Source organism: Paenibacillus sp. 7516, from assembly GCF_002272715.1.
Lineage (GTDB): Bacteria > Bacillota > Bacilli > Paenibacillales > Paenibacillaceae > Paenibacillus > Paenibacillus illinoisensis_A.
Genome location: NZ_NPBI01000009.1, coordinates 338,346 through 359,472 on the forward strand (window position 1 = coordinate 338,346; position 21,127 = coordinate 359,472).

General features: G+C 45.4%; 25 protein-coding genes, 2 tRNA genes and 1 pseudogene. 3 read left to right on the top strand and 25 right to left on the bottom strand.

Translation table 11 applies throughout. From position 1 onward, the window contains the following. Positions 1-13 precede the first annotated feature (13 nt). The 13 genes and pseudogenes from CHI14_RS10665 to CHI14_RS30440 form a co-directional block, all read right to left on the bottom strand. Entirely contained in the window at positions 14-1,939 is a 1,926-nt protein-coding gene (locus CHI14_RS10665; RefSeq protein ID WP_095288405.1) for an FtsX-like permease family protein, read from the bottom strand. Beyond that, positions 1,936-2,691, bottom strand: coding sequence for an ABC transporter ATP-binding protein (locus CHI14_RS10670; RefSeq protein ID WP_095288406.1), 756 nt, complete (start codon positions 2,689-2,691; stop codon positions 1,936-1,938). Before CHI14_RS10670 ends, CHI14_RS10665 begins: the two co-directional genes overlap by 4 nt. A 100-nt stretch (positions 2,692-2,791) precedes the next feature. Continuing rightward, entirely contained in the window at positions 2,792-3,796 is a 1,005-nt protein-coding gene (locus CHI14_RS10675) for a sensor histidine kinase (RefSeq protein ID WP_095288407.1), read from the bottom strand. Beyond that, positions 3,793-4,482 carry a response regulator transcription factor gene (locus CHI14_RS10680; protein ID WP_095288408.1) on the bottom strand — a complete coding sequence of 230 codons (690 nt, stop codon included), beginning with the start codon at positions 4,480-4,482 and terminating at the stop codon, positions 3,793-3,795. The genes CHI14_RS10675 and CHI14_RS10680 overlap by 4 nt, the downstream gene beginning before the upstream one ends. A 106-nt stretch (positions 4,483-4,588) precedes the next feature. Further along, positions 4,589-5,311 carry a class I SAM-dependent methyltransferase gene (locus tag CHI14_RS10685; RefSeq protein ID WP_095288409.1) on the bottom strand — a complete coding sequence of 241 codons (723 nt, stop codon included), beginning with the start codon at positions 5,309-5,311 and terminating at the stop codon, positions 4,589-4,591. Between the two features lie 296 nt (positions 5,312-5,607). Next, on the bottom strand, positions 5,608-6,120 hold the full coding sequence (locus tag CHI14_RS10690) for a GNAT family N-acetyltransferase (protein WP_095288410.1): 513 nt from the start codon (positions 6,118-6,120) through the stop codon (positions 5,608-5,610). After that, positions 6,092-6,619: an NUDIX domain-containing protein gene (locus CHI14_RS10695; protein ID WP_095288411.1), complete on the bottom strand. Its 528-nt coding sequence runs from the start codon at positions 6,617-6,619 to the stop codon at positions 6,092-6,094. Before CHI14_RS10695 ends, CHI14_RS10690 begins: the two co-directional genes overlap by 29 nt. A gap of 18 nt (positions 6,620-6,637) precedes the next feature. Next, complete coding sequence (locus tag CHI14_RS10700) at positions 6,638-7,162, bottom strand: YfiT family bacillithiol transferase (protein ID WP_095288446.1); 525 nt, start codon at positions 7,160-7,162, stop codon at positions 6,638-6,640. Between the two features lie 90 nt (positions 7,163-7,252). Beyond that, positions 7,253-7,675 (bottom strand): annotated as a pseudogene (locus CHI14_RS10705) (GNAT family N-acetyltransferase); the annotation flags it as partial. A 35-nt stretch (positions 7,676-7,710) separates the two neighbouring features. After that, the gene (locus tag CHI14_RS10710; RefSeq protein WP_095288412.1) at positions 7,711-8,262 is read right to left on the bottom strand and encodes a hypothetical protein; all 552 of its coding nucleotides are present in this window, start codon (positions 8,260-8,262) and stop codon (positions 7,711-7,713) included. A gap of 20 nt (positions 8,263-8,282) precedes the next feature. Next, positions 8,283-8,723 carry a hypothetical protein gene (locus CHI14_RS10715; protein ID WP_095288413.1) on the bottom strand — a complete coding sequence of 147 codons (441 nt, stop codon included), beginning with the start codon at positions 8,721-8,723 and terminating at the stop codon, positions 8,283-8,285. 30 nt (positions 8,724-8,753) lie between these two features. After that, complete coding sequence (locus CHI14_RS30435; RefSeq protein ID WP_249281059.1) at positions 8,754-8,990, bottom strand: hypothetical protein; 237 nt, start codon at positions 8,988-8,990, stop codon at positions 8,754-8,756. After that, the gene (locus CHI14_RS30440) at positions 8,956-9,285 is read right to left on the bottom strand and encodes a class I SAM-dependent methyltransferase (RefSeq protein ID WP_249281060.1); all 330 of its coding nucleotides are present in this window, start codon (positions 9,283-9,285) and stop codon (positions 8,956-8,958) included. Before CHI14_RS30440 ends, CHI14_RS30435 begins: the two co-directional genes overlap by 35 nt. Before the next feature lie 223 nt (positions 9,286-9,508). On the opposite strand from CHI14_RS30440, the gene CHI14_RS10725 reads away from it, so the two are divergent. Both CHI14_RS10725 and CHI14_RS10730 read left to right on the top strand, forming a co-directional pair. Beyond that, positions 9,509-10,282, top strand: a complete 774-nt coding sequence (locus CHI14_RS10725; protein ID WP_095288414.1) for a sporulation protein — start codon at positions 9,509-9,511, stop codon at positions 10,280-10,282. A gap of 177 nt (positions 10,283-10,459) precedes the next feature. Next, complete coding sequence (locus CHI14_RS10730) at positions 10,460-11,833, top strand: hydroxysqualene dehydroxylase (RefSeq protein ID WP_249281061.1); 1,374 nt, start codon at positions 10,460-10,462, stop codon at positions 11,831-11,833. On the opposite strand, the gene CHI14_RS29690 is transcribed toward CHI14_RS10730, so the two are convergent. Genes CHI14_RS29690 through CHI14_RS10740 form a run of 3 tightly spaced genes read right to left on the bottom strand, consistent with a single transcriptional unit; the run spans position 11,740 to position 13,382 of the window. Continuing rightward, complete coding sequence (locus tag CHI14_RS29690; RefSeq protein ID WP_141236657.1) at positions 11,740-12,237, bottom strand: hypothetical protein; 498 nt, start codon at positions 12,235-12,237, stop codon at positions 11,740-11,742. The two genes, CHI14_RS10730 and CHI14_RS29690, sit on opposite strands and share 94 nt — an antisense overlap. Continuing rightward, positions 12,231-12,788 carry an AAA family ATPase gene (locus tag CHI14_RS10735; RefSeq protein WP_095288415.1) on the bottom strand — a complete coding sequence of 186 codons (558 nt, stop codon included), beginning with the start codon at positions 12,786-12,788 and terminating at the stop codon, positions 12,231-12,233. The genes CHI14_RS29690 and CHI14_RS10735 overlap by 7 nt, the downstream gene beginning before the upstream one ends. Positions 12,789-12,812: 24 nt before the next feature. After that, positions 12,813-13,382, bottom strand: coding sequence for a DMP19 family protein (locus CHI14_RS10740; protein WP_095288416.1), 570 nt, complete (start codon positions 13,380-13,382; stop codon positions 12,813-12,815). Positions 13,383-13,569: 187 nt separating this feature from the next. Between CHI14_RS10740 and CHI14_RS10745 the strand changes: the two genes are divergently transcribed. Further along, positions 13,570-14,727, top strand: a complete 1,158-nt coding sequence (locus tag CHI14_RS10745) for a glycosyltransferase family 4 protein (RefSeq protein ID WP_095288417.1) — start codon at positions 13,570-13,572, stop codon at positions 14,725-14,727. Between the two features lie 93 nt (positions 14,728-14,820). On the opposite strand, the gene CHI14_RS10750 is transcribed toward CHI14_RS10745, so the two are convergent. The 9 genes from CHI14_RS10750 to CHI14_RS10790 form a co-directional block, all read right to left on the bottom strand. After that, on the bottom strand, positions 14,821-15,483 hold the full coding sequence (locus CHI14_RS10750) for an HAD family hydrolase (protein ID WP_095288418.1): 663 nt from the start codon (positions 15,481-15,483) through the stop codon (positions 14,821-14,823). A gap of 267 nt (positions 15,484-15,750) precedes the next feature. Next, on the bottom strand, positions 15,751-16,527 hold the full coding sequence (locus tag CHI14_RS10755; RefSeq protein WP_095288419.1) for a Cof-type HAD-IIB family hydrolase: 777 nt from the start codon (positions 16,525-16,527) through the stop codon (positions 15,751-15,753). Between the two features lie 145 nt (positions 16,528-16,672). After that, positions 16,673-17,242: a GNAT family N-acetyltransferase gene (locus CHI14_RS10760; protein ID WP_095288420.1), complete on the bottom strand. Its 570-nt coding sequence runs from the start codon at positions 17,240-17,242 to the stop codon at positions 16,673-16,675. A gap of 32 nt (positions 17,243-17,274) precedes the next feature. After that, the gene (locus CHI14_RS10765) at positions 17,275-17,691 is read right to left on the bottom strand and encodes a YhfM domain-containing protein (protein WP_095288421.1); all 417 of its coding nucleotides are present in this window, start codon (positions 17,689-17,691) and stop codon (positions 17,275-17,277) included. Between the two features lie 15 nt (positions 17,692-17,706). After that, complete coding sequence (locus tag CHI14_RS10770) at positions 17,707-18,408, bottom strand: hypothetical protein (protein WP_095288422.1); 702 nt, start codon at positions 18,406-18,408, stop codon at positions 17,707-17,709. Between the two features lie 87 nt (positions 18,409-18,495). Then, positions 18,496-19,242, bottom strand: coding sequence for a hypothetical protein (locus CHI14_RS10775; protein ID WP_170948085.1), 747 nt, complete (start codon positions 19,240-19,242; stop codon positions 18,496-18,498). A gap of 690 nt (positions 19,243-19,932) precedes the next feature. Continuing rightward, positions 19,933-20,541: a transglutaminase-like domain-containing protein gene (locus tag CHI14_RS10780; protein ID WP_095288424.1), complete on the bottom strand. Its 609-nt coding sequence runs from the start codon at positions 20,539-20,541 to the stop codon at positions 19,933-19,935. Positions 20,542-20,958: 417 nt separating this feature from the next. After that, positions 20,959-21,031, bottom strand: a tRNA-Lys gene (locus CHI14_RS10785). Between the two features lie 9 nt (positions 21,032-21,040). Then, a tRNA-Trp gene (locus CHI14_RS10790) sits at positions 21,041-21,114 on the bottom strand. Between the last annotated feature and the right edge of the window lie 13 nt (positions 21,115-21,127).

Consider the following 21,127-nt stretch of genomic DNA (forward strand, 5'->3'; position numbering starts at 1 on the left):
CATATATTCCGATCTACAACGCTTCCTTAATGACCCGCTTGTAGTACCACACCGATAACAATCCAAAGATTGAATACAGCAATGTGTACAGAATCATGACAATGACCGTTGGTGTCACCAGTTCCGTACCGAAGAAGAACCACCCGGATTTCACCGCAAAATAGCTATGACTCAATCCCACCACCAGCGGAATTCCGAAATTAAAGACCTGCTTCAGTTGAATGCCATTCAACAGATTGCCCTGTGTGAATCCAAGTTTGCGCAGGATGGTGTAACTCGGCTTCTCCTCTTCACTTTCATTCATTTGTTTGAAGTACAGGATGCACCCCGAGGTAATCAGGAAGGTCAAACCAAGGAAACCGACAATGAACATGATCAGCCCCATATTGGTGCGCTGGTTATTTTTGAACTCGATCTGGGAGAAGCTTGGGGTCGTAAGCTGTTGTTCTTGGAAAACGCTATAAGCCTCTTCTGCTTGTTTCTCGTTCACAATACGCACACCATAATAATCCGTCGGCTCGCCTTCTTGCAATGAAGGATCAAGATCCTTCTGAAGCTGCTGGTAGACCGTTTCATCCACCACAGCTACGGGTGTACCCTTCGTATAGTATACGGGAAGGACTCCCTGTTTGGTTGTACCGACCAACTGCTGATCTAAGGTTTGCTTCAAGCCATGCAGAACGATTGAACCCTTTTCCTGAATGGAGATCATCTGTTTAACAACATTGCCATAACCCATAAATATTACTTCACCAGGCTTCAGATCCATATCATCGACCATGCTGTCACTGACCACGCTGCTGAACAGAAGCTCTCCTTTCAATGAATCGTCCATTACTTCGCTGGCATCGATTTCAATATAAATGGGCTGTCTGTGCTCCTCCTCGTATGGAATCTGTTTCTCCTCAAGCTCTGCTACAAACCGATTTTTTACACTTGCCTGAGCAAAAGAGAAATCTTCCGGCAAGCTCTGTTTCGCTTGGGCTTCAGCCGAATAGTATGAAATGTAACTCAGTGACAGCATGCCGATGGCAAGTGCGGACACTGTCGTAATAATCGTGAGCAGCAGCGCATTCGACTTCATGCGGAACATGATGGAGGATAGCGACAAGACTTCATGGATGGAAAGGTAGCCGTTTTTGCTTTTGCGAATCAGATTAAATATAAAACTGACTGAACCCTTGTAGAACAGATACGTCCCCAGGATGACCGAAAACAGGATCAGGAGCATCATATACATCAGCTGCTGCATATCCAGTGCTTGGCCGCTGAACATCCTTGCGGATAATGCGTATCCAAACACGATCAGGACAATACCCAGGATCCCGATGATGATCTGTGCGATAGACATCTTCTGCACCTGCTGCTCAGCCTTAGCCGTTACCCGGAAAAGCGAGAGAATACTCTGTGCCTTGATAAAGGTATAATTCATCAGCATGATAAGCAAATACAGCACCGCAAACACAATCATGGTCTGGACCAAGGCCATCGGAGAGAAATACAGTTTCGTCATCGCATCAATGCCAAGGATCTTGAACAAAATCATCAGCACCAGCTTGGAACCAAGGAAACCGATCAGAACACCTACCGCCATGGAGCCAAAATAGAGAACGAAATTTTCCGTACTCAGAATGCCAAAAATTTTTCCTTTCGTCAGCCCAATCAACTGAAATAAACCAATCTCCTTACTCCGTCTCTTAATAAAGATGGTGTTGGCGTAGAGCAGGAAAATGCCCACAATGACGATCAATAATACGGAAGACGTACCAATCGCCGCCGCTCCTTTGGTTGAGGCCGCCACTTCATCCATGGAAGGATCATACTGCAGCGTCACAAATGAAAAATATAAGGCCACGCTAAAAATAAGCGCAAATACATATAAATAATAACTCTTCAGGTTCTTTCTCAGATTGCGGAAGATGATGTAACGCAAGCTCATTGCTGCACACCACCCAACACGCCTTGGGTTTTGATAATGTCGTTGAAGAAGGACTGACGGGACTCGTCTCCTTTATTCAATTGAGTATAGATCTGCCCGTCCCGGATGAAAATCACCCTGCTGCAATAACTCGCGGCAACCGGATCGTGAGTGACCATCACAATGGTAGCCTGATGCTTGATATTCATTTCGCTTAATTTGCCAAGCAGATCCGAAGCTGATTTGGAGTCCAGTGCGCCTGTCGGCTCATCGGCAAATATGATGCTCGGATCATGAACAAAGGCTCGTGCAGCCGAGGTCCGCTGTTTCTGACCACCCGAAATTTCGGATGGATATTTGTCTTTTAGTTCATAGATGCCCAGTTCACGGGCAATTTGTTCGAACTTCCGATGTGCTTCCTGCTTCGGCACGCTCGTGATGGAAAGCGGCAGCAGCACATTTTCCTTCACGGTAAGCGTATCAAGCAAGTTATATTCCTGAAAAATAAAACCAAGATGATGTTTGCGGAATTCAGCAAGCTGCTTCTCCTTCATCCCGGTGAACTCCTTGCCTTCAATCTCAATGGACCCCTGACTTACCCGGTCTATCGAAGAGAGCACATTAAGTAATGTTGTTTTTCCTGAACCCGACGGTCCCATGATGCCTACAAATTCTCCTCTGCCAACCCCGAGATCAATCCCTTTCAGCACTTCCTGCTTATTCAGTTTGTTGCCATATACTTTGCTAATTTTTTTGGCTTCCAGTATCCACATATCCCACACACTCTCCTTTGGTATGTCTCTATCATAGGCGGGATCTGCCAACTTATCGTGCGATTCAACGAACAAAACGAAAAAGCATGTGACATTGTTGTCACACGCCCGCAAGATGCACCATGTCGTTTTTCCGGGGGAAGGTTAGTTTGACGGTTGTGCCTTCGCCGGGAGCAGACTCGACGTGAATGTCCATATGAAGCGTTTGGGCCACCTGCTGGGTCAGGTACAGCCCCATTCCGGTGGCCGCACCTTCCAGCCTGCCTCGGGTTGACGTGAAGCCTTTATCGAAGATACGGGGTAAATCCTGCGCTTCAATCCCTCGTCCTTGATCCTGAATCGAAAGAACGTAATGTCCTTCCTGCTCCCAGCTTGCGATGATAATATCCGAAGATTCACTGTATTTCACCGCATTGCTCAGCAGTTGCCTGATCATAAAACTCAGCCATTTACTGTCGGTCAGAACACGCGTAACCCCTAGAGACACATCGAAACCGATGCCTTTGGAAATGCACCAGGATTTCAAGGCTCGAATCTCTACATTCAAAATTGGTTCAAGCTCCGTCTCTTCGATAAACAGATCGTTATGCATAAATGGAATTCGCTTCTGATGCAGCTGTTGATCGAGCAGTTGATGAATTCGCAGCCACTCGAACGTCATCTGATTCCGCAGTTTCTCATCCGGGGTACGTTCGATCATTAACTGCAGCGCCGTGAGCGGTGTCTTCACCTCATGGATCCAGGATAACATCTGGTCCTTCTCCTGCTCGAGCAGAATTAGACTAGATGAGGATTCCTTCCGATAGCGCTCGGTCTGAGAGGTTACGGCATCCTGCACGATAAGCTCGTAGGGACTTTCAGCCGTATCCAGATCTGCCAGATCATAGGTATGGTCCCAGGTTGTTAATTTTTTATAGAAACGTGTCTCCCTCGGATATCTCGCCCAGATAAACACAATGCAAATCACCAAATTCAGGATAACAACGTATGCCAAGGATTGAAGAGGGATGGAAGAATCAATATAGGCAACAAACAAAATGATGAGCTGCATGGCTACCAGCAGCAAGATCCAGCTAAGCTTTTCTCTGATGTATTTGCCGATCATGCTTCGGCCTCTTCCGTTGCCATATATCCCTGTCCCACTTTGGTTTCGATATACGCATCCAGTCCAAGTGGCTCGAGCTTCTTGCGAAGCCGATTGACGTTGACCGTCAACGTGTTATCACTTACAAAGTGTTCATGATCCCACAAGCTTCGAATCATTTCCTCACGGGTGACAATCTGATTTTTGTGCTCTACCAGCACTTTGAGAATAAACATCTCGTTTTTGGTCAAAAGAACCACTTCAGAACCCAGCGTAAGTGTATTTTTCACATATTCTATCGCAGCCCCTCGCCAGGTTCGAAGTTCGATGCGTTCCGTGTTGTAGTTGTATACCCTCCGCAAAGTAGCCTGGATTTTCGCGATCAAGACGTCGAAATGAAAGGGCTTCTGGATAAAATCATCCGCTCCCAGGTGCATGGACATGACCATATCCGTAGGATGATCCCGTGAGGACAAAAAGATAATGGGCACGTTCGAGTGAGCTCGAATCATCCGGCACCAGTGAAAACCGTCATATTTGGGCAATTGTATATCAATGATGACCAGCTGCGGCTGAACGTCACTATACTCCTGCATGACTTTACCGAAATCCTGTATGCCATATATGTCATAAGACCATTGGGACAGCCTTTCCTTGATCTCGCTGAATAAGGATTCATCGTCTTCAATAAGCATAATTTTAAACAAGGGTCCTTCACCACATTTCCGTTCTTCTAAGGCTGGTATAAATTAATTACAAATGAACTAATCCCATCTCAGTATGTTGTCAGTTTACAGGGAAGTTGAAGTTAGATCAAAGGGAAAGTGGTTTTCTCCATAACGTCACCCACAGGATCGGCAGGCCGAAACGGTGATCTTCCTTACCCATCGCCTGCATTGGGCGCAGCTCCACGCATTCAAACGGATCTTCCAGCAAATAACGAAGCTTCTCCTCTGTAAAAGCCAGTCCGCCCTTCATGGATCTCTCTTGATACACTTCCCAGTCATTCATCACGGTCTCAGGTCCGCCCAACCCTCCAAAACCGGGAGCAAAACACGTCATGCCAAAATAACCCCCAGGCTTGAGTGCATTGGTAATCATCTGAATGTAAGGGATACGCTGGTGTGGCAGCAAGTGGTGCAAGCAGCCGGAATCATAAACAAGGTCATACGCCTGCTGCGGTTTTAGTTCAAATACAGATCGGCATTCAAAGTTCACATCCAACTGCATTTCGGCAGCTCGTTCCTTGGCCCATGCAATCGCTGTTTCGGAAAGGTCATACGCATCGACGCTGTACCCTGCCTGTGTCAAATAGAGTGCATTCCGCCCGGGTCCGCACCCAAGCTCCATTGCTTTTCCGCCCGTAAGTAAGCCCGAGTTCACTTGCTCAACCAGATTCTCATCAGGCTTGTTAGGGAAAAAGGGAATCGGACGATCCCGATCTTCATAGAATGGCTCCCAAAATTGCTTCGCTGACCTAAACTCTGCATCCAGCATATTATACAGATCCTGTACATTTTTAATCGTCTTCTCCAACGCAAAATCCCTCCTCCAATATCTCCAAAAAGATGCTCCTGCCTGATCTCTCTTATGTATGAAACTAATCGTTAGTTATCCATGCAAAACCCATGGTACATAGCCCTTTCAACTCATCTTATTGCTTCAAAACTCCATACTATATTATACCATTTATGTTCAATATTTCTCTGTATTTCTCGTAATTTTCTATAGGTAAAACCTAGTTAATATGATCAAAAAAACAGAACTTATCGCAGGAGATTAACCTCTGCTTAAGCCCTGTTTTTTCTGCCCCGTTCAACATATACGTATGCTTAAACCGTCCTCAATTTCTTCGTTAAATAAAGTACGACGTCACCATCAATTATAGTTTTATCCCCTGGCATAAGATAGCGATCATGCTTGTGAATTCCCTTGCCATCCGGTATATATCCGCGGCGTGCATACAGGATCTGGGCTTTGCCATAATCGGTGAATACGCCTACCCCAATCCCTGCTGTATCCGTGCGTGCTTGAATCAATTCCTCGGCGCGGTCCATTAATCGTGAACCTATGCCTTGACGCTGATAATGGATCAGCACATTGAAATCATTGATTTCAGGGATTCCCTGCTCCTTGAACGATGCGTATGGTGAGTTCCATAGAACATTGACGTATCCCGCAAATGCTCCATCCAGCTCGGCGATCAGGGTGACGCGTTTACCCTCTTCCTGTTCTGCCAGGTAGTGAATGTACTGTTCGACAGGTTTGACCCAGCCTTGTTCCAGAAAGGCCCGAGAGATTAAGGCTGGATCCTCCTCATTCAACGTTCGAATATGTATGTTCATCTTGTCTCTCCCTTACAACATCGTTTAGATTGTAGTAATCACCCGTTAAATCCATGTCATACCGGATAGTTCCCTTAGAAGGGTACGCTGTCCATTGATCCAAAAAAGTATAGAACATTTCTCCAAAGCTCATGCCCAAAGGCAAGGCATCCACCAATTTCAGCCCTCCAATTTCATGATTCGGAAGCTCTACAGACATGGAGTTGAACTCGTCAACAGAGGCATAATAAACCATACCAAGGTCCCCATTCATTTTGTAAATACCAAAAGGCTCAAGATTGAACCTTATTGCTCCTGTCTCTTCGTAGAGCTCCCTGCCTGCAGCGTTCAGCGGAGTTTCCCCGGGTTCACAAGTGCCCCCAGGTAACTCCCATCCTTTGCGTTTATTGTTGTAAACAACGACGTATTTCTCCTGAAACTGTGTAACCATAATCACGAATGCAATTCCTCGTTCAGGCTGCTCCATTTCATTTAAATAAAACCATTTCGGCTCTTTCACAATAGCTGCACCTCTCTGTTAGATCCCCAGCCTTTTTCTGAGCGAAGTGATATGAGCAACATGGTGTCTGCCATGCCAGGAGTAAACCCCCAGGTTGTAATCCAGTCTCGTCGTTCCCTGCGAACCCGGATGGTAGAATTGTTTAGCATAATCCTCATCGGATAATGTATGAAGCAGTGCGACCCAGCGCCGATGCAGCGCATCCAGTATTTGCAGGGAGAACTCAATATCCAAATCCCTTGAATCACTTAGCTCTGCCCACCGCTCTTCATAATAAGGTCTTATCGTTGGTGTATCCTCGGTGAGAGCCAATTTGAAACGGATCATGCTGTTCATGTGACTGTCTGCCATATGGTGTATAACCTGTTTGAGCATCCATCCACCTTCCCGGTAGGGCAGGCTCAACTGCTCTTCGCTTAATCCTTTTACAGCTTCTCTCGCACGTTCTGGAAGCTCGGCAATATCCTGAATCCACTGCTCCCTCTGTGCGGATGTAATCTCTCCGGTATGTTCGAATGTGCCTATCGGATAACGCAAATCCATTCTCCATTCCTCCTTCTCATATTCCATCAACCAACAGTCTCTCTTCCGGCCCTCGTGCAGCTCATGTTCCCTCAACAGCCTGATTTTTCTGAACCCGCATTTCTCATAACAAGCGATGGCCCGTACGTTCCATGTCTGGGGATCCATGACTACTTTCTGAGCCAGCTTCTCATCTGTTAAATAGGCTACCATAGATTGCACAAGTTTTGTGCCCATACCTTTATTTCAGTACGCTACATCGCCTATGAATTGATCTGTTCCATAGATCGTCTCATCCGTATCTCCATAGCCATATTCATTTCGTTCATCTTCTTCAAGCTCATAGAATTGAATATAGCCTATAGGCTTACCGGCCACCTCAACCAGGCAACGATTCGTGGCATCCTCCAGTCTGTAAAAATGTTCTCTTACCCGCTCCAGATCATGCGGCTGATCACGACCCTCGTAATATTGCAGTACTGCCGGGTCAGACAGCCACTGAACCAGATGAACCTCGTCTGCTTTTTCCAACATTCGTACAGTAATCTCATTGGATCGGTATATTGACTTCACTCCACATTCTCCTTAATCATCACCATGTGCCCTTTCTTGACCCAGTTTAGAGTTTTTCCGAGTACCTTCTCTTGATGAACATAATAGATCTTGGGATCATTTAGTGAATGAACATTCTCACTCAAAGGAGAGATCGTGAAGCGCACTCTGTAAGTACCTGCTTCATCAGGTATGGAGAATCCCGCGAAAATCCCATTTTCATTACTCGTGTTAATCCCCTCATCCTGCAATGCTTGATGAACGAACTGTTCCAATTCGCCTGATATACCCACGGAAGAAGGCCTGAAATATGAATCGTCCAGTTCCTCACTGAAAGACAGATTGCCCCAACCGAAAAGCACGGGGTATACCATGTGAATATCATTGTCTTCTTCGGTACGAGTGATCTGTATATCTACCTCATACTCATCCGTATCGATCTGCCGAATGGTGCCTTTCATGCTGACATCCCGCTCCTTCAGACTGGGGACCAAATTGTTGTAGGTAAACAGGACCACAACTACTACAATAGCGATTCCCGTGATCCAAAATATGGTTTGTTTTCGCATGGGTCCATCCCCCTGACTGCTTAGCTGCCTTTTTGCAAAATTTCATACTCCGATAAGGACTGTGTCAACCGATCCAATTCGGGAGATGCCGTCCAGTCACTTGCGGTGTTCATCCCGTATTTGATGGTATGTATTACACTGCCCGCAGACATGTACAGATTGTGATGAACCCCCGGATGAACAACAATGTGATGGCCTTCTGTAACAATCCGAAGGTGTAAAATGGATTGGCCTTCATATGATGCGTAAGCAATCCAGCCAGTTTGAACGAGATAATGCTCGGTCACATGCAGGTGAAGATGGCTGTTCTGCCAGGCTCCTTCGCGAGAGGCAGCCGTTCTACAGTAGTAGCTCCCGTCATCTGCTATCATTTTATATTTACTCTCTCCATTGTCCATCTGCTCGTAAAGTGCTCTAACATCGTCCCCAAGCAGCAGTTCCATCGTTTTGTTTCGATTCATATCGTTGCACCTCAAACTGATAAATTGTTGTTATGTGGCGGTTTTTACAGCCTTCCAGATGTATTTTTGCTCTCGCACAGCAATTCTTCCGTTCATGTGATGCTCCTGGATTTTTACTTGCAGTTGTTCCCGATACTCGGGCAGTGTGTAATCCGGATTGCCTGGAACATCGGAGAGAAAGAGTGCAAATTCCTGTTCGTTCGGGAAAATCATGAACGCCTCATTGAACTCCTCAATCTCGATCTGCTCGTATCGGTTGCGCAGCAATCGTTCCTTTACCTTGCTTACGTCTGTATGTATGCCGAAGATCGTGCCACCACTCGATATACAGCAGTTCCTTAGAGTTGTCAAAACCCGTAATATGACGGGCATGTGCGGACATTTTTAGTGTAAAATCACCATCACCACACCCTGCATCGAGCACGGATTGATGCTGAGAGAGCAACCGGATCAACCGTTCTTCGAAAATGTCCTCCGCCGATTGACCTTCCCAGGTATATGTAGACCTGCCCTTATATCCTCCGTTTCGGAGGGCAATCATATCGTACCAGTCCATTCCCATCGTTACATCTCCTTCCAGAAGGAAATCCCTAATTAAACAATATTCGACAACCCGAGTTCATTTCTCCTGTCTTTTCACTATCTTTTTTGGCTAAGCAAATGCTTTGTTCGTTCTCAACAACCATTCACAACAAATTTGAAACGACTATCACAGCCATTCCGTATTAAGGTCGAAGTCGAATTATTTTCCATGTATAAACCATTATGATCTGGAGGTTGAGCAGATGTCTTTTTTCAAGAAAATGTTAGCCAGCGTAGGTGTGGGGGCAGCAAAGGTCAACACGGAACTCGATACACCAGAGGTCGAGCCAGGAGGAGTCCTTTCGGGAACCGTCTATATTCAAGCTGGAGATGTGGAACAAAATGTGGACCGGATCTATCTGACCATCAACACGCATTACATAAGGGAACATGATGATCGCAAAGTAAAGGAAACAGCCGTAGTCGCCAAATATTTGCTGACCGAAGGATTTACACTGCAACCTGGGACGAAGCTTGAGAAGAAATTCTCGTTCGACCTGCCAGAAAACCTTCCAATTACGCTCCATAGCGCAGAGGTTTGGGTAGAGACTGGCCTGGATATCTCAAGCGCCGTTGACCCTTCAGATCGGGATAGACTTCGCGTTGTGCCCACTCAGGAAATGCGTACCGTGCTGGATGCCATCGACATCCTTGGTTTCCGACTGCGGGAAGTGACCAACGACTATGCTCCAAAACTTGGCGGCAATCTGCCATTTGTACAGGAGTTCGAGTTTGTACCTACAAACAAGTTCAGAGGATACCTGGATGAACTCGAAGTGCTGTTCTATCCGATGGGCGATTCCATGGAATTGCTGCTGCAGATCGACCGAAGAGCTCGTGGTCTTGGCGGCATTTTTGCGGAAGCGATGGGTACGGATGAAAGCTTCGTACGCCTACATCTGTATGACAGACATTTGGAACGAGGAGCTCACTCTGTAGCCCAAGGTCTTGAAGAAGTCATTTCCAAGCATCTATAAATTCAATTCTTGTAGTATCAATCAACAGCTCTCAGGCTGCATTTCATGCGGTCAGAGGGCTGTTTTCCTTGCATTTGTTAATTTGATTTATAAATAGCCTCTTACGGGATCTTCTTAGCCAGCTTGTCTGCTGGAAATAATGGGTATATTAAATAGAAACAGAGGAGGTGAATTCCATTGAGTACACAACGTGAAAATCAGGAAAAGAACGAAGAACCAACGATTATCATTGGTGCAGGCCTGGCTGGTTTAAGCTGTGCCTTTGAACTTGTGGATCAGGGAAAGCCCGTGCTGATTCTCGAAGCAGCCCCCTATGTTGGGGGACGTACAGGCAATTGGGACGAGCGTGGGATGGAAGTGGAATCGGGATTTCATAAATTCATTGGATATTATAAAGAATTGCCAAAATTACTTGAACGGGCAGGCATAGATCTGGATCAGATGCTGGCGTGGGAAACAACCATGCAAGTCCGCCATCCTGATGCAGAAGAATACGGGGAATTCGGACTGGACGTTATCCATGCTCCACTTAAAACATTATCAGGCGTACTAGGCAACAATGATTTTATTACACCTGGCGATAAGGCTTCCCTTGTCCCGTTTCTGGCTGCGGGGTTCAAGGACTGTGTCTCCAGGCCTGAGGAACTGGATGAGATATCGCTACTTGATTTTGCAAAGCAGCACGGAGTAAATGAGCAGGCTCTGGAGCGCATCGTTGAACCGTTATCTTCCGGCATTTTCTTCATGCCTCTTGAGGAATATTCGGCATACGCCTTCTTCGGTCTCTTTCTTCCGGGCATCCCGCGAATTCATAAAATGCGGATTGGCGCCTTCACCGGGGGCATGACGGATGTGATGTGCGCCCCTCTTGCAGCAGCAATTGAGCAAAAAGGAGGGCAAATTCGCACCAACGCCCCTGTAACCCGATTGTTAGTGGGAGTGAACGGTTTGGAAGGTGTGGAATTAAAGGATGGAGAACGAATTAAAGCGAGTCGTATCGTTGTTGCCGCCAATATCCGTTGTTCCCAGCAATTGCTTGAGGAGCATTTCAGTGAGCATGAATGGTTCCAACCTTTCCTGACCCTGGATGCGATGCCGCATGTTACGGTACAATTCGAATCGGCACTTCCTCTTCTGCCCGAAGACCGGACAACATTTGGACCAGGTACTGATGTTGGTTCGTTTGGAGAACAATCCCGCACTACGTTTCGTGGACGACCTGGCAGAGCTTCTATCATTATGGTAAACCCGGATGAGCTGATTGATCTCCCAGATGAGGAAGTCTGGCATCGGGCTCGGAGAGGCCTTGCTGCCATCGGACTTCATGAAGGGGTTTCATCCGTAACCGAGTATCGTATTGTCCGAGGGAATGAAAACTTTTATCGAATCGCCCCAGGCAATGAACGCAAGCGTCCCGAACAGGTGACTCCAATCCGTGGACTCTATCTTGCTGGTGATTATACCAAACAGCCCATGTTTACAACGATGGAAGGTGCCGTGTTATCTGGGCAGAAGGCAGCAGCTGGCATTCTTGAGGAAGCGACTGAATAGTCATCTGGCCTCGCTAATGCTGGTGTAGCAAAATGGGCAGCCTGCGCCGTCATGACCTGACGAGCAGAGCTGCCCTTTGGTGTATAGAAAATACGAGGTAATGCGGCTTCTAAGAACGTTACTTTCTCTGCCTGAGGCCTGACCGGATTCCATAATAAGCGGCGGCAAACAGGATAAAAACCAGCCCCATAGAGAAGAATCAAGCTGGCATCCCATCGAACGATAGCCCCAAAAGCAACCTGGGTTTGCAAGTTAGTAGCAGATGAATAGCTCTCTGACATATCAGGTACGTAAGTCGCTGTCATCCACATGCCTTGAACTACCTTCCAACCGATCATGCCCAAAATCATGAACAGTGTAACCAGTAATGATTCAACGCACAAACGTTTATTGATCCTCAACATTTGGCCCCCTTATACACGGTATGTTCATCCATCAGTCGGGATAATATATGATCCACCACATCACCTGTCGTCAAGCTGTCCGTCATCACATATTCTTCAAATCGAGATCCGTGGAAAGCTTCAGCACACTTCTCCCCTTGTTTGAATGTCCACCCGCCGGGCGTATCCCCGCGTTTTAGCAATCTCTCGTGTAACGTGTCCATTGAAGTCATCAGTGTAAAGTGAAACAGCTCGGAATCGATCTCTCGCAGGCCACGATGGATGTACTCAAATGGTTCGGATTTGTAGATTGTCATTGGCACGATGAGATGTTTGCCATACTTCTGCTTGATTTCTCGGGCGACTTGAACGGTAAGGACTTTCCATAGCTCCATATCCTGAAAATCGTCCGTTTTCTCATGTTCCAGCTTCACATCGTCCACAATCACGTTTCTCAGCATATAACCGACTTCTTCCGGATCAAAGATCATACTGTCCGGCATGAGTGAGTTCAGCTTATGCGCAGCCGATGTCTTCCCCGAACCAAACGCTCCGTTAATCATCACAATCATGGCAGCTCTCCCCGTGAACTGAATTTAATTCATCAACATTTGCTCAATTTCCTGTCTTAATCTGTCTTTGTTATTATCCACATATTGATACAGAAGATCGAATACCTCTTCATTATCTTCCTGCATGCTCAAGCTTCCGGCTTGCAATTCTACCCGCTGCAGAACTTCATGAATGTGCGGCCCATGTGTTTTCAGCGATGTGGCTACGTCGTGCTCAGACAATGCATTCACATTCTGTCTCAGTTGCTCGGATGTGACGCCACTCCCGGATAATTCGTGCTGGATACTCTTCAGGATCTCGGCATCAGCCTCGTTCCCGATCCGCTGCATCGCGGTTATGGTTTCCTGCAGGAATCCTCCGCTTGCATTTTCCAAAAATCCGGTCATGCCGTTCATGGACAGCTCGGTATCCAGATCAATAATCAGGATCACGTCACGCAGAATCTGTGGAAGTTCAGGCCCACATTCACGAATGGTTGCAAACTCCGCACGGTATAGATCCATGGCCACACTCCCCACCACTTCTTCCCCAGACATGGCTTCAAGCTGATCCAAAGGTAATAATTGTTGTAATTCTTCCTGTAAGGTATTCATCCATTTCCTCCTATATACAATAGACCCATTTGCGGTATAACCTATTTTAATTGAATACATTCATGATTTCTCCTGGACAGGCTATCTTCAAATTTACATAGAACGTCTTGAAGTTAACCTTCATTTGACCTGCGGAAAACGATCCATTGTTATGATCTTCACATCAAGAGTCATGGGAGGGGTAATGATGCGCCTGGCCTTGTTTACCGACACCTACATTCCCGAAACCAATGGTGTTGCCGGTACGCTGCACCGCCTGAGTAATCACATGAATCGCAGAGGTATCGAACATCTGCTGTTTACTCCGATGTCTGTCATTGATGGCAGCGACTCCGCTTCGGTACGAGCGGTCGCGAATATCCCCTTTTTTCTGTATCCGGAATGTCGAATCGCCTTACCTAACCGGAACTCCATCCATCAACAGCTGCAAGCCTTTGAGCCAGATCTGCTGCACATCGCCACACCTTTCAATATGGGACTTCTCGGTCTCAAGTATGCACTCAAGCATCGACTGCCGCATGTGGTCTCCTACCATACCCACTTCGATCGCTACCTCGAATATTACCGATTAAAAAGCATAATTCCTCTCTATTGGAAGTACATCAAATGGTTCCATCGATCCGCCGATGCTACCCTGACCCCGTCCGTGGAAACGCTAAACACACTCCAGTCGCAAGGTATTCAGCGTCTTAAGCTCTGGTCACGCGGAATTGACTGCGATCTGTATTCACCAGATAAGCGAAGAGATACGATTCGTACTCGTTACAATATAACAGCCCCTCTTATTTTACTCTACGTTGGACGAATTGCCCCAGAAAAAGATATCGCTACGCTCACGTCTGTCATTCAGAACCTGCCTGAACACATGCAATCCCGTGTACATTGGCTCATTGTAGGGGACGGACCCCTGCTACCCAAAATGCGTTCGCAATGCCCGCCGAATGTGACCTTTACCGGTTATGTGCATGGCGAAGAGCTTGCTGCTATGTATGCTTCGTCGGATTGGTTTGTGTTTCCTTCCTGCACAGAGACCTTTGGAAATGTGGTGCTGGAAGCCATGGCTTCCGGACTGCCTGTTCTTGCTGCAAATGCTGGAGGTGTGAAGGATTTGGTAGCACATCACCGCAGTGGTGTTTTGTTTGAGCCGGGCAATCCCGAGGCCTTGATTCGTGAGATATGCCTTTGGGGCGATCACGTGGATCAGCTTCAAAGGATGGGTCTGGAAGGCAGGAAGCTGGCTCTCCAACGATCCTGGGAACATATTTTTGACGGATTGATCAGGGACTATGAAGAAGCCATTGAAAACCGCAGCAGACGCTCGAAGTCTCGAATCATAACAGCCTGAACTGTGTTAGATTGACAATGCTTGATTTAAGCTTGGTAATACTAAAAAAGTGGGGATGCAGCCAACATCCTCACTCTTTCAACTATTCCTCCCTTATAGCAAGGGCAGCAATTCACGCAGATGCGTGATGGAATGCAGAGGACGGGCCGTGATGCTATCCTGCCAAGGCTGGTTGACTTTCATCCAGATGGTGTTCATGCCTACATTGGCAGCTCCCTCAACATCGTTCGTCGGATGATCTCCTATGTAAATGCACTGCTCGGGAGACAGACCGAAATGATCGAGTGCTAGTCGAAATATCTGCGGATCGGGCTTTTTCACCCCGGCTTCTTCCGACACAATAATCAGGTCAAAATCATCCCGAATTCCAAGCTGATCGATTTTGCCATACTGTATATCTGTTTTTCCATTGGTGATTAAACCCGTTTGATATTTGCTTCGGAGCTGCTGCACCACTTCCCGCGCCTCTTCCATCAGCACCGCGCTTCTTACATACTCCTTGTTATAGAACTCCATAAGCTCTGCATGCGGCGGGTACACGGACCAAGGCAGCTCCTGCAGCAATTCATTGAATAGAACCGGTTTATCCTTATAACCGTCCTGATCAAGTTCAATAATTCGTTGGCTGATATTATCGGTAGTCTCCAAATGGCCGAAGTATGTCTTCAATAGGGTTTGGGTAAATCCCTCGAAAGTTCGCGTCCTGTTCAGAATGGTATTGTCCAAGTCAAAAATAATGGCTTTAATCTGGTCCATTGTACTTCAGCCCCCTTAGCTTTGCCTTAAAATACGTGGCTCTGTTCCTCGTTAGGAGTCTTTCTCCAGAAATTGCTCCAGCTTTTGATTTATTCGGGCTTGCTCCTGCATTATTTTTTTAGTTTTCACTTCGATGCTAAGTAATGTGACTGTCATCATCAAGATACACACCAAAAAAATCAATTCTTCGATCTCCCTCACCTCTTTATCTATCATTTTATATTAAAATCCATATTAAGGATATATTTTACATTAGATCCTTCTTGCTCATATCAACTTAAATTTCTTCAATGCATGGCTGACCCCGTCCTCACTCGCTCTTAGAGTAACGTAATCTGCGCTTTGTTTAAGACGTTCTCCCCCGTTTCCCATTGCGATCCCGAGGCCTACAAACTCTAGCAGATCAATATCATTTTCCCCATCACCGAAGGCCATGGCTTCCTCTCTGGTCAGATTGAGATAGTCAAGGACTCTCGCAGCAGCTGCAGATTTAGATACTTCGTTTTCTTCCAGCACATTGGACACATACGGATGAAATCTCACAAAGCGCAATGAAGAAAATCTGGCCATAAATTTCTCAGCCTCTGGCTCATCCGCATATAAGCAAATGCAAACCACTTCCTGCTCTAAAGAGTCCATTTTCTGCGGAGAATGCGCTACGCCAAGGGTTTCCTGTAAGGCACCTAAGACACGGACATCCGTGGCACGTACACCATTCATCGCAAACGACTCTGTAAAATAGGAAATGCTGTGATTGTTTAGCTCGGCAAATTCACTTAATTCCCGGACCGTCTGTCCAGAGAGCACGGATTTATGTATAATCTCATCCCCGATTCTGATCAATGCCCCGTTGGCTGAAATAATGGTATCGATCCCCAAATCAATGAACTCCTCACACAAACTGTAGGGCCTGCCTGTGACAAGAACCACCCGTATGCCTTTATGTATCAATTCACGAATGGAATCCGCGGTAGCTGATGATAAACCACGATCTGTTTCGCTCAACAATGTACCGTCTACATCGAAGAATACAATTCGAATCAATCGTTCTTCCCCCTCTTCTGCGTAAATTGGATTGAATACACTGAGAAAGACAATACCTTAGCAGAATAACCCCTCAACATGAAATGTCCCACTTCGTAAAAGAGATGACCCCTGTGCAATCCAGGCTGTCATCTCATTAGGGCTTCTAATTTGCTGCAAAATCCTTCACATTGCATAACCACACCATATGGTCCGTTCCCTCGCCCCAGTAGTTGTTTGCCACGGTGTAGGGTTCTCCAAACTTTCGATTCCACTTCTTCTGCGCGGTCCGGTAGCCGCTATCCAGGCAAAATTGCTTAACCCCTCGCTTCTGAAGTTCAGTTGCGAGCGCCTGAATGAGCATCGAACCCAGTCCCTGACCTTGAACTTCCGGCAGTATGTATAAGCTACCCAATTCTCCGATATCATTCAGTCGATTTTCACTCAGAACTCGGATCTCCTCACCGCAGGGCGCATACGAAATCGTTCCAACGACGTTATTTCCGCGTTTAGCCAACAGAAAAAAAGACCCGGTATCAGTAGCCTCACTAGACTTGTCCGGATGTAATGTTGATTGAAGCAGCGACTTTTTGTGTTCAATTTCATCCTTAATATCATCTTGAAGCGAACCCAGTCCCTCTTGATTAAACGCCTGCGTGATGGAACGTTCAAACACCAGGTAGGCACCTTCCACATCTTTTGAATTTAAGGGTTGAATAATAGTAAGTTGATCCATATATAACGGTCTCTCCATTTCATGATGTCTGATTAATCGGTATGCTTCTCAATTAATGCTCTTAGTTGATTTGAATCCTCTAGCGATATGCTATATCCCGTGGTGGTGTCTATCCCGTCTACCAACAGGGCCTTCATCTTAGGATCAGTACCTATAGAAAAATCATATTTGGTCACGGAATGATCCGTATTTATTATACTCATCTTGTATTGTGCTAGATAATTAAGATTTCCGGGTAAAAGTTCCGCGTTTTCTATCGCATTCATGATCACCCGAACTTCGCTATGCTCATCGAACTGAAAATCTTGGCAAGCTTCAAATGTGTAATCGGGGTTACAGGTTAAAGTGATGAGCGAGGGAAGATTTTCATCTGAACCAGAAGTATCGGTATGTGTGCAGCTCGCAAGGAAAACAGCGAACAAGCATAAGAGGATTGCTCCTTTTTTCATTAGATACTACCCTCCCTAGCTTCCCATGTTCACATTCAGATGCTGCAGCTCAGGGTCCCAAGATTGGAATAACAAGATCAACCGCTGCGCCGTATCGGTCACAAACGCCTGTACCAAATCATCAGTCAAGTATGTTGGCACGATTCCGGGCTCATTGGCCTGCTCGTTAAAAAATGAAATTGTACGATCCCTCCAGCGGAGAATCTCTTCTGCGGTTAAACGTCCCTCGACATCATAACTCTGCGTGCTCTTAAGCATATGCCATACTTCCCCACTCCAACTGGCATAATGGTAGAGGTTAAAATCAATCTGATCCGTCTCCTGATAGTACAAACGGCCAAGTTCATCCTTCGTTCGTTTCACATCGTTGGTTTCATCCGTGCTGGTTACTCGTTCCACGAATTCAGGATACAGACTCCGGAACCAGTAATAATCCGTCATGACATGCATGAAATAACCGCGTACAAACCACTTCCAGCCCTCATCTGAACGTTGTTGAATATAGACGGAGTATAGCTCTTGTAAACGTGCGACATAATTCTCATCACCCTTGGGGTTAAAGTGAGTGTATTCCTTGTCCTCCCTCGTTGTACCCTCACGCATATGAATGGAATCCGGTGCGATATTCCCAAGAAAGAATGAACCTCGTTCAACACGTTTTGGACTGGCATCAGCAAATAGCACAGCGACATGTAAGTGAACCATAGGCAGTGGCATGGAATATTCTCCTTTACACAAGAGTCTGCTGCTCATAGAACCGATAAGAATCATTACTTAACAGCATTTAGCCGAGAAAAAGCAAGTTCATCCCTGAACTCGTTCTAACAGAACTGTATTAAACAACTGTTCCAAATCTGTATGAAGAGCCGGCTCTTCGCGAACCAACAGACTGATGTACTCCGATCCGCACTCATAGAAAACCAGACGATTATAAGGGGCTGCATCCCCCACATGATTCAGTTCCAGCCCGAATTTTTCTCGTATCCGATTCTCGATATATCGCGCATAGCCTTCGTTCCACTCCAGCCAGTTCCAGTACTCCCCTTGTTCCTCTGTTAAAGAGCTGAATAACGCCTTTCTTGCTGATTGTACCTGGACTACATCTCCGCTCTTTAAGGCAATCAACAGTGAATTGATCCGCTGGACCACATTCTCATCCTCATAAGGGAATTCGTAATCCAGCTCCCATGTCACACGTTTAATCTTCTCCATCCTATGTTTAATTGGAAGACGATTCCCGATCTCCTCATATTTTTCATGGACATAACAATGAACATACTCGTGAAACAGGTACACTTTCTGCTCAAAATTTTGAAAGGCTGAGTCTGTAACAATTGCACACATTCGTTCGTTCATATGGTGCACTGGCATGGCTGCCAGACACTCGTCAGGGATATTTAGATCATCCGGAACAGTTTTCACCCATTCATACTGCCCTTTCTCTACCGAGTAATCATACATATATAATAGGGCATCAAATGCAACAACCACAGGATAATGCTCTGCAAATAAAGGATGTATGCTGACCAAGTCTTTTTGAAGTTCGTTCAACTCGTTGATTTGTTCTAAAAAAGTATCCACCATTGTCATTTGCCCTCTCTTTACTTAATTGATGTGTTAATCATACTAAACCAGTAGAAATAAAACACTGAGAGAAAAATGATAATCTTGTGGTTGGTTGATTCATGAGAGAATTAGAAGCGTCCCCCGCGTTTTTCACTTAGATAGATATCCAATGCTTGGATTCCACGTTGAGCAAGTTTTATAAATAAGATCAGAGCATATACGCCCAATCCGTATAACACCAAGTTAAATATAATTGCAAAGATTGACACTATTGAGAACAATACTTTTTCCTCCTAATCAACCTAATCTAAGCAGAAACGTCTAAGCTACAGGCATTTTAATTTTATTTACCATTCCTATTTTAGCATATTTTCCCTAAAGTTACTTTTTAGATCAATGAGTACATAATCAGTTAGGGTTCTGACAAAACATAAAATCTCCCATTCAAAAATAGTTGAAGGGAGATTTATAGATATTCATTAAATATTTTGATCTGTTCTTCAGCTAAAAGTTTTTCTAGTATATGCGTTAAAATTCATATATCCCCACGCCGATCTTAGTTCTAAACTGTACCTTATTGCCCCGCGCTTCCATGAAAAATGGTTCAATATACTGCCGCCGGGAACCGTCCCATGTTATAGCAAACTAACATAACGTTTCCCCGTAAATCGATAATCACAGTTGTTCAGGCAGCCCGTTCAGATACATATTTATGCAGTCCGTATTATTTTTTAAAGCTTCAATAGTCTTAACATGTGGAGACTTAAATATCGTCATATACTCTGCTTCGTCGTACTCTTTTCGGATAGTAAAAGCAAGTTTTTCCTTATCCAATGAAAACTCTGCTTGGATGCCAGGCTTGTTCCCTCGTGCATCCAAACGGATCCATGAATCTAAATGATGAATATAGACAGCATTTAGTGCATGGATACAATAGCCCGTATCTGGAGTATCCCCGATCGTAAGTCGTTGATAACAAAAGCCAGATGGTATTCCCTCTCTCCGGAATATGGCACATAGAAGATTTGCTTTGGCATAGCAAATGCCTTCTTTATACATCAATGTCTCTGAAGCAGAACATGTGACTCTAGAACTCTGGATATCCCAGGAATGAGCAATTTGATCTCTAACATACAAATACGACTGTTTGATATAATCCACCTGATCTTCCGATGATGCTGCTAATGCCGAAGCCAGTCCAGCAACCAGTGGGTGATCATAATTGACCTCGTCAGTCACGTTCAAATAGTCAGCAACGACTTGAGTTTCACAGATCAAATTCATTTTTATCAACCTTTCAATAATTATACTTAATATGCAAGTCTTCAATTAGTTTAATAGCATAATTATACATAGTAAAGAATAATAATTACTGTAATCTTTGTTCTGTACTTCTCGTTAGCTAAACTAAAGTGTAGGGAGTTAACATTTAATTTTTAGATTTTCAGTAATTGGGTCTAAATCCTTGTACCGATAAACTAAAAATTCGCTAAAATAGCGACTTTCTAAGGGAACAGTTAATTTTTAATTTGTTAGAGTATTCCGTAGAGTTTGAAAAAAAACGAAAAACCCTTGAGTATCCCTCAAGGGTTTTGATATTCAGCAGGCACCATCGCCAGTATAGCTTATAACTATGGTCCATTTTGATGATTATAGAAGTTACACGCGGGATGAATACTCCCCCAACACGTACAAAAACAATGAGCCATGAAGGGCTCGAACCTTCGACACCCTGATTAAAAGTCAGGTGCTCTACCAACTGAGCTAATGGCTCATAATAAAATGGCAGGGGCAGCAGGAATTGAACCCACACCAACGGTTTTGGAGACCGTTGTTCTACCTTTAAACTATGCCCCTAAAATGGTGGAGG

Bases quoted from the DNA above. Each gene is read 5' to 3' on its own strand.
- CHI14_RS10665 (WP_095288405.1), bottom strand. From the start codon at position 1,939: ATGAGCTTGCGTTACATCATCTTCCGCAATCTGAGAAAGAACCTGAAG.
- CHI14_RS10670 (WP_095288406.1), bottom strand. From the start codon at position 2,691: ATGTGGATACTGGAAGCCAAAAAAATTAGCAAAGTATATGGCAACAAA.
- CHI14_RS10675 (WP_095288407.1), bottom strand. From the start codon at position 3,796: ATGATCGGCAAATACATCAGAGAAAAGCTTAGCTGGATCTTGCTGCTG.
- CHI14_RS10690 (WP_095288410.1), bottom strand. From the start codon at position 6,120: ATGAACATACATATTCGAACGTTGAATGAGGAGGATCCAGCCTTAATC.
- CHI14_RS10700 (WP_095288446.1), bottom strand. From the start codon at position 7,162: ATGGATTTGCGTTATCCGATAGGCACATTCGAACATACCGGAGAGATT.
- CHI14_RS10710 (WP_095288412.1), bottom strand. From the start codon at position 8,262: ATGCGAAAACAAACCATATTTTGGATCACGGGAATCGCTATTGTAGTA.
- CHI14_RS10715 (WP_095288413.1), bottom strand. From the start codon at position 8,723: ATGAATCGAAACAAAACGATGGAACTGCTGCTTGGGGACGATGTTAGA.
- CHI14_RS30440 (WP_249281060.1), bottom strand. From the start codon at position 9,285: ATGGGAATGGACTGGTACGATATGATTGCCCTCCGAAACGGAGGATAT.
- CHI14_RS10725 (WP_095288414.1), top strand. From the start codon at position 9,509: ATGTCTTTTTTCAAGAAAATGTTAGCCAGCGTAGGTGTGGGGGCAGCA.
- CHI14_RS29690 (WP_141236657.1), bottom strand. From the start codon at position 12,237: ATGTTGAGGATCAATAAACGTTTGTGCGTTGAATCATTACTGGTTACA.
- CHI14_RS10735 (WP_095288415.1), bottom strand. From the start codon at position 12,788: ATGATTGTGATGATTAACGGAGCGTTTGGTTCGGGGAAGACATCGGCT.
- CHI14_RS10740 (WP_095288416.1), bottom strand. From the start codon at position 13,382: ATGAATACCTTACAGGAAGAATTACAACAATTATTACCTTTGGATCAG.
- CHI14_RS10745 (WP_095288417.1), top strand. From the start codon at position 13,570: ATGCGCCTGGCCTTGTTTACCGACACCTACATTCCCGAAACCAATGGT.
- CHI14_RS10750 (WP_095288418.1), bottom strand. From the start codon at position 15,483: ATGGACCAGATTAAAGCCATTATTTTTGACTTGGACAATACCATTCTG.
- CHI14_RS10760 (WP_095288420.1), bottom strand. From the start codon at position 17,242: ATGGATCAACTTACTATTATTCAACCCTTAAATTCAAAAGATGTGGAA.
- CHI14_RS10765 (WP_095288421.1), bottom strand. From the start codon at position 17,691: ATGAAAAAAGGAGCAATCCTCTTATGCTTGTTCGCTGTTTTCCTTGCG.
- CHI14_RS10770 (WP_095288422.1), bottom strand. From the start codon at position 18,408: ATGCCACTGCCTATGGTTCACTTACATGTCGCTGTGCTATTTGCTGAT.
- CHI14_RS10780 (WP_095288424.1), bottom strand. From the start codon at position 20,541: ATGAATTTGATCTGTGAAACTCAAGTCGTTGCTGACTATTTGAACGTG.